The sequence below is a fragment of the Microbacterium sp. NPDC088619 genome (assembly GCF_044752825.1).
Taxonomy (GTDB): domain Bacteria; phylum Actinomycetota; class Actinomycetes; order Actinomycetales; family Microbacteriaceae; genus Microbacterium.
Genome location: NZ_JBIVLZ010000001.1, coordinates 2,467,348 through 2,481,616, shown reverse-complemented (window position 1 = coordinate 2,481,616; position 14,269 = coordinate 2,467,348). Strand labels below are relative to the sequence as shown.

General features: G+C 68.0%; 17 protein-coding genes and 1 tRNA gene. 9 read left to right on the top strand and 9 right to left on the bottom strand.

The annotated features are described in order from the left end of the window. Positions 1 to 14: 14 nt before the first annotated feature. From ACIP5T_RS11915 to ACIP5T_RS11890, 6 genes are read right to left on the bottom strand one after another with little or no spacing between them, the layout of a single operon-like run. Positions 15 to 1,769, bottom strand: a complete 1,755-nt coding sequence (locus ACIP5T_RS11915; protein WP_400863341.1) for a serine/threonine-protein kinase — start codon at positions 1,767 to 1,769, stop codon at positions 15 to 17. Further along, a complete protein-coding gene (locus tag ACIP5T_RS11910; RefSeq protein ID WP_400863339.1) occupies positions 1,766 to 3,220 on the bottom strand; it encodes a peptidoglycan D,D-transpeptidase FtsI family protein in 1,455 nt (484 codons plus the stop codon). Before ACIP5T_RS11910 ends, ACIP5T_RS11915 begins: the two co-directional genes overlap by 4 nt. Position 3,221: 1 nt before the next feature. Next, complete coding sequence (locus ACIP5T_RS11905; RefSeq protein WP_400863338.1) at positions 3,222 to 4,607, bottom strand: FtsW/RodA/SpoVE family cell cycle protein; 1,386 nt, start codon at positions 4,605 to 4,607, stop codon at positions 3,222 to 3,224. Beyond that, positions 4,604 to 5,899 (bottom strand): PP2C family protein-serine/threonine phosphatase, encoded by a 1,296-nt coding sequence (locus ACIP5T_RS11900; RefSeq protein ID WP_400863337.1) that lies wholly within the window; start codon positions 5,897 to 5,899, stop codon positions 4,604 to 4,606. Before ACIP5T_RS11900 ends, ACIP5T_RS11905 begins: the two co-directional genes overlap by 4 nt. A gap of 7 nt (positions 5,900 to 5,906) precedes the next feature. Continuing rightward, positions 5,907 to 6,437, bottom strand: coding sequence for an FHA domain-containing protein (locus ACIP5T_RS11895; protein ID WP_400863335.1), 531 nt, complete (start codon positions 6,435 to 6,437; stop codon positions 5,907 to 5,909). Continuing rightward, complete coding sequence (locus ACIP5T_RS11890; RefSeq protein ID WP_400863334.1) at positions 6,434 to 7,162, bottom strand: FhaA domain-containing protein; 729 nt, start codon at positions 7,160 to 7,162, stop codon at positions 6,434 to 6,436. Before ACIP5T_RS11890 ends, ACIP5T_RS11895 begins: the two co-directional genes overlap by 4 nt. Before the next feature lie 295 nt (positions 7,163 to 7,457). Here ACIP5T_RS11890 and ACIP5T_RS11885 point away from each other — a divergent pair. Beyond that, positions 7,458 to 7,540 (top strand) — tRNA-Leu (locus ACIP5T_RS11885). A gap of 73 nt (positions 7,541 to 7,613) precedes the next feature. On the opposite strand, the gene ACIP5T_RS11880 is transcribed toward ACIP5T_RS11885, so the two are convergent. Next, complete coding sequence (locus tag ACIP5T_RS11880; RefSeq protein ID WP_400863332.1) at positions 7,614 to 8,027, bottom strand: hypothetical protein; 414 nt, start codon at positions 8,025 to 8,027, stop codon at positions 7,614 to 7,616. A 160-nt stretch (positions 8,028 to 8,187) separates the two neighbouring features. On the opposite strand from ACIP5T_RS11880, the gene ACIP5T_RS11875 reads away from it, so the two are divergent. The 4 genes from ACIP5T_RS11875 to ACIP5T_RS11860 all read left to right on the top strand — a co-directional run bounded on the left by ACIP5T_RS11875 (position 8,188) and on the right by ACIP5T_RS11860 (position 11,197). Continuing rightward, positions 8,188 to 8,481, top strand: a complete 294-nt coding sequence (locus ACIP5T_RS11875) for a hypothetical protein (RefSeq protein WP_400863330.1) — start codon at positions 8,188 to 8,190, stop codon at positions 8,479 to 8,481. Then, a complete protein-coding gene (locus ACIP5T_RS11870; protein ID WP_400863328.1) occupies positions 8,482 to 8,823 on the top strand; it encodes a hypothetical protein in 342 nt (113 codons plus the stop codon). A gap of 82 nt (positions 8,824 to 8,905) precedes the next feature. Continuing rightward, positions 8,906 to 10,330 carry an LCP family protein gene (locus ACIP5T_RS11865; RefSeq protein WP_400863326.1) on the top strand — a complete coding sequence of 475 codons (1,425 nt, stop codon included), beginning with the start codon at positions 8,906 to 8,908 and terminating at the stop codon, positions 10,328 to 10,330. A gap of 69 nt (positions 10,331 to 10,399) precedes the next feature. Continuing rightward, complete coding sequence (locus ACIP5T_RS11860; protein ID WP_400863324.1) at positions 10,400 to 11,197, top strand: siderophore-interacting protein; 798 nt, start codon at positions 10,400 to 10,402, stop codon at positions 11,195 to 11,197. Between the two features lie 37 nt (positions 11,198 to 11,234). Here ACIP5T_RS11860 and ACIP5T_RS11855 read toward each other — a convergent pair whose 3' ends face one another. After that, entirely contained in the window at positions 11,235 to 11,555 is a 321-nt protein-coding gene (locus tag ACIP5T_RS11855; protein WP_400863322.1) for a DUF952 domain-containing protein, read from the bottom strand. 52 nt (positions 11,556 to 11,607) lie between these two features. On the opposite strand from ACIP5T_RS11855, the gene ACIP5T_RS11850 reads away from it, so the two are divergent. The 4 genes from ACIP5T_RS11850 to arr all read left to right on the top strand — a co-directional run bounded on the left by ACIP5T_RS11850 (position 11,608) and on the right by arr (position 13,378). Next, positions 11,608 to 12,174, top strand: a complete 567-nt coding sequence (locus ACIP5T_RS11850) for a TetR/AcrR family transcriptional regulator C-terminal domain-containing protein (RefSeq protein WP_400863320.1) — start codon at positions 11,608 to 11,610, stop codon at positions 12,172 to 12,174. A 153-nt stretch (positions 12,175 to 12,327) separates the two neighbouring features. Next, complete coding sequence (locus ACIP5T_RS11845) at positions 12,328 to 12,564, top strand: hypothetical protein (protein ID WP_042540995.1); 237 nt, start codon at positions 12,328 to 12,330, stop codon at positions 12,562 to 12,564. Then, a complete protein-coding gene (locus ACIP5T_RS11840; protein WP_400863318.1) occupies positions 12,561 to 12,815 on the top strand; it encodes a hypothetical protein in 255 nt (84 codons plus the stop codon). The genes ACIP5T_RS11845 and ACIP5T_RS11840 overlap by 4 nt, the downstream gene beginning before the upstream one ends. 152 nt (positions 12,816 to 12,967) lie before the next feature. Further along, positions 12,968 to 13,378 carry an NAD(+)--rifampin ADP-ribosyltransferase gene (gene arr, locus ACIP5T_RS11835; RefSeq protein ID WP_400863316.1) on the top strand — a complete coding sequence of 137 codons (411 nt, stop codon included), beginning with the start codon at positions 12,968 to 12,970 and terminating at the stop codon, positions 13,376 to 13,378. A 143-nt stretch (positions 13,379 to 13,521) separates the two neighbouring features. On the opposite strand, the gene ACIP5T_RS11830 is transcribed toward arr, so the two are convergent. After that, on the bottom strand, positions 13,522 to 14,196 hold the full coding sequence (locus ACIP5T_RS11830) for a Pr6Pr family membrane protein (protein WP_400863314.1): 675 nt from the start codon (positions 14,194 to 14,196) through the stop codon (positions 13,522 to 13,524). Positions 14,197 to 14,269: the final 73 nt, after the last annotated feature.

The following is a 14,269-nucleotide window of genomic DNA, read 5'->3' as shown; positions in this document are numbered from 1 at the left end:
ATGGCGAGAGCGAGTTATTCGCCTGAGTCGCCGCCGTCTGTGTCGCCCTCACCGGGATCCGGTGCGGCCGGCAGGATGGCGACGCCCGGCATGGCATCCGACTGCTCGGACGGCATGTCGCTTCCGCAGAACACGCGGAACGTGGCGGTGATCGTCTGTCCGGCCGTGCCGGGGATGATCTGCGTCGAGAGGATGCTCGGTCCGAAGCTGCGGATGGATTCACCCGAGTTGCCGCCCGAGAAGGTCGCATTGGTGAGCGTCACTTCGAAGGCCGATCGCGCCGGAGTGCCGGAGGGGCACTCGAAGCTCGGCCAGTTGAGCGTCACGGGAACGCCTTCGGTGGCGGTGCCGGCGATGGTCGGGGTGCCCGAGGGCTTGCCCACCTTCACCTGCTCCTTGAACGTGGTCAGCGTGATGACCGTGCCTTCGGGCACGTTTCCACCGGGCTGGACGGATTCGACCGTTCCGACCTGATTCGCGTTCGGAGCGATGGTGTTGCCCACCGTGCACTCGGCCTGCAGTCCGGCGTTGACCGCCGCGGCCTGCGCTGCCTCGCACTGCATTCCGACGAGGCCGAGCGCATCGACGTCGACCAGCTCGGGCTCGGGCGTCTCGGTCTCGGTCGGCGTCGGCTTGGGCGTCTGGGAGGTCGTCTCCGACTGGGTCGGCTCAGGTTCGGGGTCCCCCTGGTTCATCAGCGCGAACACGGTTCCACCGAGCACGATGACCAGGAGTGCGATGAGAGCGATGAGAGGCCACGTCCACGGGCTGCGCTTCTTCTTCTTCGCCTCGGCCTCCTCTGCGGCCTGCTCGCCGGTGGGCAGCTGAGCCGTGGTGGGGAGGATGCGCGTCGTGCCGTCGTCGCCCGAGGCCGTGAGCAGCCGGGTGGCGTCGTCCGATGCCACCCCGCCGGTCGCGATGGCGGGCACGGCGATCGCCGCGGAGTTCAGGTCTCCTCGGCGCAGCGCCTGTGCGGCGCGAGCCACGGTCGCCGAAGACGAGGGCCGGTCGGCAGGCTTCTTGGCGATCATCGCCATGACGAGGTTCTGCACGGGGATCGGCACGGTCGGCGGCAGCGGCGGAGGCTGCTCGTTGATCTGCGCCATCGCGATCGCGACCTGCGACTCGCCCGTGAAGGGGCGCTTGCCTGCGAGGCACTCGTACGCGACGATGCCGAGCGAGTACGTGTCGGTCGCAGGAGACGCCGGGTGTCCCGAGGCCTGCTCCGGCGAGAGGTACTGCACGGTGCCCATGACCTGACCGGTGGCCGTCAGCGGCACCTGGTCGGCGATGCGGGCGATGCCGAAGTCGGTGATCTTGACGCGGCCGTCCGGGGTGATCAGCAGGTTTCCGGGTTTGATGTCGCGGTGCACCAGACCGGCCGCGTGGGCGGCCTGCAGAGCGGATGCCGTCTGCGCGACGATGTCGAGGGTCTTGTCGGCGCTCAGCGCGCCGTCTCGCTCGAGCACGGTCGAGAGCGCCTCGCCGGGCACGAGCTCCATGACGAGGTAGGCGCTGCCGTTCTCCTCGCCGTAGTCGAAGACGCTCGCGATGCCCTCGTGGTTGACGAGGGCGGCATGGCGCGCCTCAGCGCGGAACCGCTCGAGGAACCCGGGGTCCCCCATGTACTCGTCCTTGAGGATCTTGATGGCCACGGTGCGGCCGATGACGTGATCCGTCGCCTCCCACACCTCGCCCATGCCGCCGATCGCAATACGCGACTGCAGCTCGTAGCGACCACCGAACGACACACCCTGCGTCGGTCTCATCTGCCCAGCACCGCCTCTATGACCTTCTTTGCAATCGGAGCGGCGATGGTGTCGCCGGATCCTGACTGCCCTTGTCCGCCGCCGTCTTCGACGAGGACCGCTACTGCCACTTCCGGGTCGTCCGCCGGCGCGAAACCGGTGAACCACAACGTGTAGGGCTTGTTACCGTTTTCGGTCGTGCCTGTCTTTCCAGCCACATCGACCCCGTCTATTCTTGCACCCTGCGCAGCGCCGTTTGAGACGCTCGCGACCATCGACGCCGTGATCTGATCGGCGATCGTCGCATCGGTCGTCTGACCGAACTGGGTGTCGTCGTACGAACGGATGACCGAGAGGTCGTTGCCGATCACCGTGTCTACCAGACGGGGGTTCATCACGACGCCGTCGTTCGCGATGCCGGCAGCCACCATCGCGATCTGCAGCGGCGTCGCGGTGACCTGTCCCTGGCCGAATCCGGTGAGGGCGGTCTGCGCGTCGTCGAGGGCACGCGGGTAGCTCGACGGAGTCGATTCGAGCGGCGTCGAGAAGCTCCGGTTGAACCCGAACTTCTCCGCCATCTCGCGGATCGCGTCATCGCCGAGCTCGACGGCGAGCTCGGCCATCGGGATGTTGCAGCTCAGGCGGATGGCTTCGGAGATCGTCACGGTGTCTCCACTGCCGCACGTGCCGCCCCACGCGTTCGCGACCGTGTTCGTCGAGCCGGGCAGCTGGTAGCGGGCCGGGTTCGGGAGCGTCGAGTCGGGTGTCCAGTTGCCCGACGCGTAGGCCGCGGCCGCCACGACGAGCTTGAACGTCGAGCCGGGAGGGTTGAGGTCGCCGGCGATCGCCCGGTTCGAGAGGGGCTTCGTGGGGTCTTCGTCGAGCTGATCGTAGGTCGCGTTCGCGGCATCCGCGTCGTGCGTCGCGAGCTGGTTGGTGTCGAACCCGGGGGTCGACACCAGTGCGAGGATGCGCCCGGTCTTCGGCTCGATCGCGACGACGGCGCCGTTGAGTCCCTGCAGGCCCTCGTAGGCCGCTCGCTGCGCGGCGGTGTCGAGAGTCAGCTCGACGCTGAATCCGCTCTGCGGCTGGCCCGAGAGGATGCGCTCGATCTCGGCGAAGAATGCATTCGAGCCGGTGCCGGAGAGGTCGGAGTTCATCGCCCGCTCGATCCCGGTCGCGGACTGCAGCGCGGGGTTGAAGTACCCGGTGACGGGCGCCCACATCGCGGCATCGGTGTAGGTGCGCTGGAACTGGTAGCGGTCGTCTGACGGCGTCGAGGATGCGATGGCGACGTCGTCGACGATGATCGATCCTCGCTGGATCTCATAGCTGTCGAGCAGCGTGCGCCTGTTGTTCGGGTTCTGCGCCAGAGAATCGGCCTCGACGACCTGGATCCAGCTGGTCGCGGCGAACAGCGACAGGAACATGAACAGCATCACGATGCTGAGACGGCGGAGCTCTTTGGTCATGTCAGCCGATCACCGCCCGGGGTTGGCTGCGGACGCCGTCGGAGATGCGCAGCAGGATCGCGACGATGAGCCAGTTGGCCACGAGCGACGAGCCGCCGGCGGCGAGGAACGGGGTGGTCAGACCGGTGAGGGGGATGAGCCGGGTCACACCGCCGACCATGATGAACACCTGCAGTGCGATGGTGAACGAGAGGCCGATGGCGAGCAGCTTGCCGAAGTCGTCCTGCCCCGCGAGCCCGATGCGCACGCCGCGGCTGACGAACACCATGTAGAGGCAGAGGATGGCGAACAGACCGATCAGGCCGATCTCCTCACCGAGGCTGGTGATGATGTAGTCGCTGTGCGCGAGCGGGGTCACCTCGGGGCGACCCTGACCCCATCCGGTGCCGAGCAGCCCGCCGTGCGCGAGTCCGAAGAGCCCCTGCATGGGCTGGAATCCGGCGACGTCCGGGTCGACCTTCTCCGAGTCGAAGAGGAACAGCCAGTTCGTGAATCGGCCCTGCACATAGCTGAGGATCTGCGTGGCGACCGCGACTCCGGCCGCGACGAGGCCGAGGCCGATGAGCACCCAGCTGGTCTTGCCGGTGGCGACGTAGAGCATCGCGACGAACATGCCGAAGATGAGGGTTCCGGTGCCGAGGTCGCGCTGGATCACGATGATGCCCAGCGAGATCGCCCACACGACGAGTACGGGCCCGAGCTCGCGCATGCGCGGCCAGGTGATGCCGAGGAACTTCGTGCCCACCGACGTGAGGCTCTCGCGGGTGCGCACCAGGTAGCCGGCGAAGAAGATGGCGAGGCAGATCTTGGCGAGCTCGCCCGGCTGGAACGCGAACATGCCGCCGAGCGACACCCACACCTGGGCGTTCGCGTCGGGGATGCGCAGGCCGGGCACGAACGGCAGCAGCAGGAGCAGGATGCCGGAGAGGCCGAAGATGTACGTGTAGCGGAACAGCACCCGGTAGTTGCGCAGCATGATCACGACGGTGATCGCACCGGCGAGGGAGATCGCGGTCCACGCGAGCTGCTTCGTCGAGTAGGCGTTCCACCCGGTCAGCGACTCGGCGATGTCGATGCGATAGATCATCGCGATGCCGAGTCCGGTCAGCAGCGTGGCGATCGGAAGCACGAACGGGTCGGCATCGGATGCCACGGCCCGCAGCACGAAGTGCACAGCGAACGCCAGCACGGCGAGTCCACCGCCGATCGCGAGGATCATCGGGTCGATCAGACCGAGCGCGCCGAGCTGCACGAGCGTGAGGGAAGCCCCGCTGATCGCGACGGCGAACAGCAGAAGCCAGAACTCGCGGTTGCGCTGCGTCTGCGGCATCCGCATCTTCTTGAGGGCCTTGATGACGCTCGTGTCGGCCGTGACGTCGGTGCTCATCCCGCATCCTCCGTCGGCGTCTCGGTGGGCATGGGCGTGGGCAGGGGAGTCTCGCCGATCACGCGGTCGGCTCCGGCCTGGAGTCGCGTGACGATCGCCTCGGCGTCTGAGAACGATCGAGCGGTGATGGTGCGTTCGACGGAATCGCGCTGATACGGCGGCAGGTTCGCGAGCAGGATGTCGGTGTCGCGCAGCGGCGTCGACAGCGTGATCGGGCCGATGTTCTGCTGAACGCCCTGATAGATCACGACGCTGTCCTCGTCGGCGCCGACGAAGTAGCGCGTCTGGGTCCAGCTGTAGGCGGCGAAGGCGGCGAACACGAGCATCGCGACGACCACCAGCATCCCGGCGATCCAGCCGAGGCGGCGGCGCTTGGCGCGGCGACGGTCTTCTTCGATGAGCTCCTCGAGGTACTCGGGGGCCGGCTCGAAGTGGCTGGGGTCGTTCGCTGCCTGTCGAACAGGGTGCAGCCAGTTGCCGCGCGGTGCGCGGACGGGCGGCACGGTGATGTTGGCGGGGTTCGACGCCGACCCGACGATCGTCGCGGTGCCGGAGTGCATGGCGTGCTGGCCGCCGACCTCGACGAGGACGATCGTCACGTTGTCGGGTGCACCGCCGTCGAGCGCCTGCTTCAGAAGGTTGTCGGCCGTGCGCCCGGGCGCCATGCCCATGCGCATCGCCTTCAGGATGTGCGCCTCGTCGACGACCCCCGAGAGCCCGTCGGAGCACAGCAGCCAGCGGTCGCCCGGCTGGGTGTGCATCACGAACATGTCGAGCTCGGGATCGGCGTCCATGTCGCTGAGCACGCGCATGAGGACCGAGCGGCGCGGGTGATAGCGCGCCTCTTCGGGAGTGATGCGACCCGAATCGACGAGTCGCTGCACGAAGGTGTGGTCGGCGGTGATCTGGGTGACCGCATCGTCGCGATAGAGGTAGATGCGCGAGTCGCCGATGTGGCCGATGACCGCGTAGTCGTCGACCATGATGATCGCGCTGAGCGTGGTTCCGAGGCCGGCGAGTTCCGGGCGATCCTTGGCGGCGCGGATCAGGTCGCCCGCTGCGGTGGTGGCTGCGGCCTGCAGGGAGGCCTGCGCGTCTTCGACCGACGTGTAGGGCTGATCGAGCGGCTCGAGGCGGTGGATCGCGATGCTCGAGGCGACGTCGCCGCCCGCGTGGCCGCCCATGCCGTCGGCGACGACGAACAGATTCGCTCCGGAGTATCCGGAGTCCTGGTTGTTGGAGCGGACCTTCCCGGTGTGGGAGATCGCGGCGCTCGAGCCTTCGAAGACCATGCCGGGGTCAGGCTCGCAGCTCGAAGGTCGTGGCGCCCACCTTGATCGGGGTGCCGAGGGCGAGGCCGACCGGGCCGCCGGTCACCCGCTGACCGGCGACGTACGTGCCGTTGGTCGAGTCGAGGTCCTGGATGGCCCAGCTGTCGCCTCGGAGCAGCAGGCGCGCGTGGTGGCTGGAGGTGTAGTCGTCGCGGATCACGAGAGCCGACTCGCTCGAGCGGCCGATCGTCAGCGTCTCAGAGCCGAGGGGGAGTTCGAGCCCCGCCTTCGGCCCGGAGGTGATCACGAGTCGCTTGGCCGTCGCCACCGTCGCGGGGCCGGTGCTGGGCTTCGACGAGGCGGAGCGAGGCGCCGGGGCCGACGCGGGTGCCTGCGCCGGGGCGGGCATGGCGGCAGCGGCTTCGGCGGGGAGCTTGCGCACCTTCATGCCGAACAGGTCGGCGCGCAGCGAGTAGACGACTCCGAACACGAAGAACCACAGGATCAGCAGGAAGCCGACGCGCAGCAGGAGCAGGACGAGCTCGCTGGGAGTGCTCACGAGATGGCTCCGAACGCGCGGGTCGCGTCGTCATCGCGCGGCCGCGGCGGGCGTGACGGAGTGGCGACGGGAACGATGCGGAACACCAGGTCGGTGCGTCCGATGGTCATGGTGGTCTCGGAGGGCAGCGCCGCTTCGCGAACCTTCTGACCGTCGACCTTGGTGCCGTTGGTCGAGCCGAGGTCGCGCATCATGGCCCGCTCGCCGTCCCAGAGGACCTCGACGTGCTTGCGGCTGGATCCGGCGTCGGCGATCGTGATGTCGGCATCCGTCCCCCGGCCGATGACCGTGCGCGCGCGGGTGAGAGAGTGGCGACGGCCGTCGACGTCGATCACGGCCTGCCAGTTGACGCGACCCTCGACCGTGCCCGAGCTGACGTTGATCGTGCCGGTGGCGATCTTGTCGTCGCCTTCGAGTGAGATCGAGAGCGGGCCGGAGAAGCTGTAGCCCTGCGCCTTCGCGTGCTTGGAGAGAAGCGCGTGGAGCTCATCGGTGAGGGCGCCGCCGAGGCCCTGCATCCGCTCGGCGTCGTCGGTGCTGAGGCGCACGACGAAGTTGTTGGGCGCGATGATGCGGTCCCTGCTCACCACAGCCGCTTTGGTGTCCGCTTCGCGCCGAAGGGCCGAAGCGATCTCCACGGGCTGGATGCCGCTGCGGAAGGTCTTCGCGAAGGCGCTGTTCACAGCGCGCTCGAGACCCTTCTCAAAGCTGTCAAGTAGTCCCACTGGGCTCCTCTGGCATACCGACCGGTACGGACATCGTAGCCAGGTGTGCTGAGTGAACGCCCTCGCGAAGCGGGAAAGCGCCGAGAATCCGGGGGAGTGGGGGGAGGGGAGACGCGTGCGAGTCCATCCCGTCGGGAGGAAAACTCCGCGTGGGGCGGTCGTATGACGGCCGAGGCTCCGCCCATCAGGGAGAAGTCCGCCCGAGGGTGCTGCGCCCGATGTGGCCCCGGTTTCTTGGTGGGGCGAAACGCGTGATATCTTTGGGAAGTTGAGTTCTTCGGAGCCCGACATACTCGCGCGAGTGGCGGAATGGTAGACGCGCTGGCTTCAGGTGCCAGTGTCCTTATGGACGTGGGGGTTCAAGTCCCCCCTCGCGCACAGCGAGAAGTAGATGTGAAAAGGCCCGGTTCCTCTCGAGGAAACCGGGCCTTTCGCATGCGTGGGAAGCGCGTCAGCCGCGGATCGACCGCCGTGCCGCTTCGAAGCGCACCCAGTCGTGGTCGGATGCCGGGGTCAGCTCCCACTCGTCGACGGGGCCGCTCTCCCACGCGGTCGCGGCCACAGCGCCACCGGCATCCGTGATGTCAGTGACGACCGCGGCGTCGAGTCGTCCGCCGGCGAGGAGCTTCTGCCGCGATGGCGTCTTCAGCCGACCCCACCACTCGGGCTCGGCCGTTGCGGTGAGCACCTCGCCCTTCTTCAGGACGACGGCGACAGCATCCGCATCTCCGGTGGCGGAGTCGTCGACGACGAGAACGGGCGCCCGCTTCACGCCCAGCGCCGCGATCACTGCCGCGCCGAGAGAGTCGTAGCTGCCGGTGCTCGTGTGGCGGCCGTCGAGGGTGTGCTCGATGTGGAAAGTCATGGATGAAGGCTACTCACCGCGGGTGATGGACGCGCCGATCGCTTCCAGTTATTTTGAATAACTCAAAATAAGGTACGGTGGAGGGACAACGTGGTGCCGGGGTTGCAGCCCCGGCACCACTGTCCGTGAGACACCACCATCCCTGACTGAGGAGGCTCGCATGAGTCACGAACACGCCCCAGAGTACCCACGCCAGACCGTGTCGATGGAGGAATCCATGGGGCGCGCAGGCCGGGAGCGGATCATCCGCGAGGCGCTCGAACGGATCGACGGAGCCCCCGCACCGAAGGTCGACATGATGCAGGCCGCTATGGGGGCGGAGGCGCAGATCCGCCTCGTCCACGACGTGATCCGCGCGTACCTCGACGAGCGCGGGCTGGCCGACACCCGGGCATGGGCTCAGGACCTGGGCGGACGATCGTCGCGCCGCGACTCGACGGCGAGTGTGATCTGAATGGGACTCGCATCGATCGTTCCTCTCTCGCTGTCGGCCTTCGCCCAGCACGAGGCCGTGCAGCGCATCACGTCCGCCGACCTGCTCGTCGCCCCGCCTCGCGTGACCGAGGACGGTCAGTTCGTCGGGCGGGTGGACTCGGGCGGTCTGGGCAACCCGCGCTACTTCGTCGGCGAGTACCGCGACGGGCGGATGCCGAGTGCGCTCGTGCTCGAATACGGTGCCACGTCCGCCGACCAGACGAGATCTGCGCGGGTGTGGAGCCTGGCCGATCACCGCGGAGCGGGTCCGGACTACCGCCTCGTCCACGACGACTCCTCACGCGGTTACGTCACGGTGTGAGACCGTCAGCTCACAGCACCCTCGCAGGACTCGCCGCCCCCACGTGTTCGTCGTCGGGCCCGAGTCGTGATGGTGTGAGCAGGTGAGACCGCCAGCATCCTCCCCCAGCGACGACCAGAGCGACCTGTCGCCCGAGTCCGGACCCGTCACCCGACCTCGCCGACGGCGTGGTCGGGTGATCGGGTGGATCAGCGTCGCGGTCGTCGCGGCGCTCGTCGCCGTCGGCGCGGTCGCCTACGCGCAGCTGCAGGGAAACGTCACGACCGCTCCGATCCGCTCCGACACCGGAGAGACCGAGCCCGAACTCGCGACGGGAGACCTGAACATCCTGCTGCTCGGATCCGACTCGAGGGCGCTCGAGTCGGAAGGCTTCGGCGAAGACGACGGCAGTGAGCGCAGCGATGCGATGGTCGTCGCTCACATCTCGAGCGACAACACCCGGATCGACGCCGTGCAGCTTCCGCGCGACACCCTCGGCGACCTGCCCGCGTGCGACGACAACGGACGCGGGTCTTACGGCGGCGGGTGGGGGATGCTGAACTCGGCCCTGCAATACGGGCCGGCCTGCTCCGTCGCAGCGGTCGAGCAGCTGACCGGCCTGCGCATCGACCACTTCGTGCAGATGGACTTCGAGGGGTTCATCGGCATGGTCGACGCGATGGGCGGCATCGACGTGTGCCTGCCCGAACCCCTGCAGGACGGACACGCGCGGCTCGATCTGCCGGCCGGCGCACAGTCGATCAACGGCGACCAGGCGCTCGCCCTCGCTCGCACCCGGCACGCGCTCGCCGAAGAGAGCGACATCGCTCGACTCGGGCATCAGCAGATGGTGCTCTCGGCGATCGTGCAGAAGGCCACGAAGTCCGACGTGCTGGTGCGCCCCGATCGTCTCTACGCGTTCCTCGACGCCGTCACATCATCGATGACCGTCGACCCGGGACTCGGCGCGCTGACCGATCTGGCGGGCCTCGCCGCGCGGGTCGCGAATGTCCCGCTGAGCAGCGTCACGTTCGTCACCATGCCGACGACCGAGGCACCGGAGGATCCCAACCGCGTCGTGCCCACCGCCGATGCCGATGTCATCTTCCGCGCGCTGATCGACGACGTGCCGATCGTGCTGACCACCGACGAGGTGCAGCCAGCGCCCACCGTGCGCACGGCTCCCGTGCAGATCCTCAACGGGGCCGGCGTGAGCGGGCTGGCATCCCGCGTCTCGGAGGACGCCACCGGCTACGGATACACCGTCGCCGGCATCGCCAATGCCGACCCGGTCGACCTGACGACGATCACCGCCGCGGACACCCCCGACGCCCAGCAGACGGCACAGGCGCTCGCCGCAGAACTCGGCCTCGCGGTGACGGTTCAGGTCGGAGAGGTCGACGGAGTGCAGCTGCTGCTCGGCGCCGACTACGAAGCGCTCGTCTCGCAGCCCAACGCGACCCCGGTGCCGCCACGGCCGGTCGACGCGGTCAACCGCAGCGCCGACACCGACCTCTGCGCCGGCTGAGCGGCCCTCGCCCCAGGCTGCGGCAGGCAGACTGGAGGGGACTTCGTTCCTCACCGTCAGGAGACGCACATGCCGGAGCAGCCTCGCCGAACCCCCAGCCAAGCCGTGCTCAGCGTGCAACAGGTGGAGCAGGTGAGCCCTGACCTCGTGCGCATCACGGCCGGAGGCGACGGGTATGAGGCCTTCACTGACAACGTCTTCGCCGACAAGTACGTGAAGATCCTGTTCGCAGACCCTCGTCACGGGCTCACTCCTCCCTACGATCTCGGGCAGCTGCGGGAGGAGAGCCCGGAGAAGCTCCCCACCCGGCGGACGTACACGGTGCGCGCGGCGGATGCCGAGCAGCAGCGCCTCGTGATCGACTTCGTCGTGCACGGTGACGAGGGGGTCGCGGGCCCGTGGGCCCGGTCGGCGCAGGTCGGCGACACTCTCGTCGTCAGCGGTGCCGGCGGCGGGTACCTGCCGGAGCCCGGAACTCCCTGGCATCTGCTCATCGGCGACCACACGGCCCTCCCCGCGATCTCCTCGGCTGTCGAGGCGATGGATGCGGATGCCGTCGGCTACGTCATCCTCACCGTCGCCGACCCCGCCGATCGCCTCTTGCCCGAGGTGCCGGCCGGCATGAGGGTCCGATGGACCGACACGGATGACGAACTGCTGGCCGTTCTCGCCGAGCTGCCCTGGGCTGCGGGTCACCCAGGAGTCTTCGCGCACGGCGAGCGCGGCACCATCAAGGCCGTCCGGGCACTGCTGAAGCAACGCGACGTGCCACGAGAGTCGCTGTCGATCTCGGCCTACTGGGCACGTGGCCGTGCTGAAGATCAGTTCCAGGCCGAGAAGCGCGAGCCCATCGGCCAGATCGAGTAGGCGTCAGCGGCATCGAGTATCCGGCCGCTCCCTCGAGTCAGCGCGCGATGGGCGTCTCCGAGGCCACCACACCGCTCGTCATAGGGAGGGCGCCGAGGATGTGCGCGTGGCCATCGACCCACTCGACGGCGATGCCCTCGGCGGCCAGACCGTCGGGACTGATCGCGATGTCGAGGAGGGGGAGCGTGAGGTCGCTGAAGCGGGCGGCGAGCACGTCATCGAGGCGGTCCGCGGTCGTCGCATGGATGAACCCCTCGTCGTCGAGATGGATGCCGCGCGTCGCGACGACGTACTCGCCGAACGCTCGGCTCATCTCCCAGTCGTCCTGGATGGCGATGTGGTGGATCAGGTCGGACATGACGGACTCCCTAAATGAAACGAACTCGTAGCATTATTGCTAGAGTCATCCTATGACGGGAAAACGAGGTCGGCCCTCCGCCGACGAGGCGACCGCCCGAGACGAGCGAGTGGTCGACGTCGTGGTCGCACTTCTCAGCGATGAGGGCTTCGAGGCGCTGATCTTCGATCGCGTCGCCGCCGACGCGCACGTCGCCAAGCGCACGCTGTACGGAGTGTTCGGCGACCGCGCCGGCCTCGTGCGGGCGGCGATCCGCAGACAGCACTCCTATCTCGGCGAGGCCGGGGACGCGGGAGACGACCTGCGATCCGCATCCCGAGCGATCCTGGCGCATCTGCTCGGAGACGAGGCGATCGGCATCCACCGCGCGATCATCGCCGCCGCTGGCCGGCATCCGTCTCTCGCTGTGGAGTTCTATGACGAGGGACCAGGGCGCGCTCAGGGCTTCCTCGCGTCGCATCTGCCGGCGGATGCCGTGGTGACCGCGGAGACGCTCTTCACCGCGCTGCTCGGCGAACCCCATCGACGTCGACTGCTGGGCCTGGCCGAACCCCCGACTCCAGCCGAGATCGATGTTCACGTCGATGGTGTGCTGCGCGCGCTCGGTCTGCCTGGCTGAGTTCGATCCGAACCCGAACCTGTACCCGAACCTGTACCCGTACCCGTGCAGACGGGCGGAATCCTCCCCGCCGCGAGGTCAGCTGTCAACCGCCCTGCGCTCGCCGCGGATCCGACGGATCATGATGATCCGGACGAATCAGAGGAGGGCACCATGTCGAACATCGACGCATTCGCCAACAGCTTCCCGCCGAACATGCCGGGAGTACCCCCGGTCGACGACTTCACCGACGGCACATTCCCCACCGACACCTCACAGCCTGAGACACAGGGCGACGAACCGCTCGAGGCCGAACTCGGCGAGGACGGGCAGGGCGATCTCGCCCCGGAAGACGAAGGACTGCCGCACAGCGGCGACGCGCCGTCGGATCTGCGGGACGGCACCGAGTGAGCGGTCGCGGCGAAGAGCCCGGTCACGATCTCGGGGGAGCCGAGCCCTCCGAGGAGGGGATCGCCGCGCTCATCGAGGACCGCAACGCGGATGACCCCGATCAGGTCGGCGAGACACCCGCCGGAAACGCGGGTGCCGATTCGGGTGGCTCCGGTGCGGTGCGCGTGGACCCGTCGTCCGAGTCGTCCGTGCAGGACGAGTCCATCCACAACGACGAGCCGGGTGTCGGCACGCGTCGCTCCGGCGACTGAGGCGGGCGCTCCGTCGGGAGGAGTTCTGCGCTTCGGGAGGAGAGAATCCCAGGATTCGTCCTCCCCAGGCACAGAACTCCTCCCGAAGCAGAGATCGCGTGCCCGGACACAGCGGCCTTTCGTGGCGTCCGGAGCAGTCGTAGGCTGTGCCGGTGAGCGACGCACTGGATGACGGTCCCTTCTTCCACGGCACCAAGGCGGAACTGCGCCCGAGGGATCTCCTCACGGCAGGTTTCGCCTCCAACTACCGCCCCGAGATCGTGATGAATCACATCTACTTCACGGCCGTGGCCGATGGTGCGGGTCTCGCCGCGGAGCTCGCCCCGGGAGATCGTGAGCCCCGCGTGTACGAGGTCGAGCCGACCGGAGCGTTCGAGGACGACCCGAACGTGACCGACAAGAAGTTCCCCGGCAATCCGACCCGCTCCTATCGCAGCGCTGCGCCGCTGAGGGTCGTCCGCGAAGTGCTCGACTGGACCCGCCTCTCACCGGAGGCGCTCGCCGCCTGGCGGGAGCGGATCGCGGCACTCCATGCCGACGAGCGCGCCGAGATCATCAACTGAGGCGGCGGGCTCGACACGTCTGCAGGACCCGAGCGCGGATGCGGGGCGGGAAGTCTCGTTCGATCCTGCATCCGTGCCGCAGTCCTGCAGATGAACCGGGGGACGCCTGCAATCGACGGGACGCCGACGGGAGAGGGGAGGGATCAGCGTCGCGCGACCCGCAGGGCGATCGAGCCGAGCGCACGGTCGATGATGACGAACACGAAGCCGACGGCGACGAGAGCCACCGTCAGGGCGATGATCCACTGGGCGACGCCGACGAGACCGAGCGCGTCGACGTCCATGAACGGGTACGGATACACCTGTCCGGGCGTGAACTCTCCGCCGAGCGCCCCATAGACGAATGCCCAGGTCAGATACGCGTAGGGGATGAGCGTCCACAGCAGCGGATCGACCCACCGGAACGAACCCTTCGGGACGAAGACCAGCCAGTCGACGATAACCAGCACAGGCGTGATGATGTGGATCAGGTTGTCGGTGAGCGAGAAGATCTCGGCGTCGCCGTCGGCGAACCTCGTGGGCACGAGCACGATCAGATAGATCAGCATCGTGACGGTGATCGCGAACATCACCGCTCCACTGCCCCTGGCGCTGGGCGTCGAAGTGCCCGACGGGCCGCTCTGACGCAGGTCTCGGATGGTGCGGGTGATGAGGAGCAGCACCCAGGCCAGACACAGCAGATTGCTGACCATCGTGTAGAACAGCACGGTGGTCCACGACGGCTCACCGGTCAGGAGGTTGGCGTGCCGGATGATGCCGGTGAGGATGACCGCCAGCGCTATGAGCCGGTAGACGAGGGCGACCGGTCGGGAGTTCACCGCAGCATGCGAGAACAGCGATCTGCCGGTGGGCTCTGAATCAGTGTGGCCGGAAGCCGTGGACGGAGAAATG

What these genes read in the sequence shown, in the direction of transcription:
- ACIP5T_RS11915 (WP_400863341.1), bottom strand. Translation starts at nt 1,769, where the DNA reads ATGAGACCGACGCAGGGTGTGTCGTTCGGTGGTCGCTACGAGCTGCAG.
- ACIP5T_RS11910 (WP_400863339.1), bottom strand. Translation starts at nt 3,220, where the DNA reads ATGACCAAAGAGCTCCGCCGTCTCAGCATCGTGATGCTGTTCATGTTC.
- ACIP5T_RS11905 (WP_400863338.1), bottom strand. Translation starts at nt 4,607, where the DNA reads ATGAGCACCGACGTCACGGCCGACACGAGCGTCATCAAGGCCCTCAAG.
- ACIP5T_RS11900 (WP_400863337.1), bottom strand. Translation starts at nt 5,899, where the DNA reads ATGGTCTTCGAAGGCTCGAGCGCCGCGATCTCCCACACCGGGAAGGTC.
- ACIP5T_RS11880 (WP_400863332.1), bottom strand. Translation starts at nt 8,027, where the DNA reads ATGACTTTCCACATCGAGCACACCCTCGACGGCCGCCACACGAGCACC.
- ACIP5T_RS11875 (WP_400863330.1), top strand. Translation starts at nt 8,188, where the DNA reads ATGAGTCACGAACACGCCCCAGAGTACCCACGCCAGACCGTGTCGATG.
- ACIP5T_RS11870 (WP_400863328.1), top strand. Translation starts at nt 8,482, where the DNA reads ATGGGACTCGCATCGATCGTTCCTCTCTCGCTGTCGGCCTTCGCCCAG.
- ACIP5T_RS11860 (WP_400863324.1), top strand. Translation starts at nt 10,400, where the DNA reads ATGCCGGAGCAGCCTCGCCGAACCCCCAGCCAAGCCGTGCTCAGCGTG.
- ACIP5T_RS11855 (WP_400863322.1), bottom strand. Translation starts at nt 11,555, where the DNA reads ATGTCCGACCTGATCCACCACATCGCCATCCAGGACGACTGGGAGATG.
- ACIP5T_RS11850 (WP_400863320.1), top strand. Translation starts at nt 11,608, where the DNA reads ATGACGGGAAAACGAGGTCGGCCCTCCGCCGACGAGGCGACCGCCCGA.
- ACIP5T_RS11845 (WP_042540995.1), top strand. Translation starts at nt 12,328, where the DNA reads ATGTCGAACATCGACGCATTCGCCAACAGCTTCCCGCCGAACATGCCG.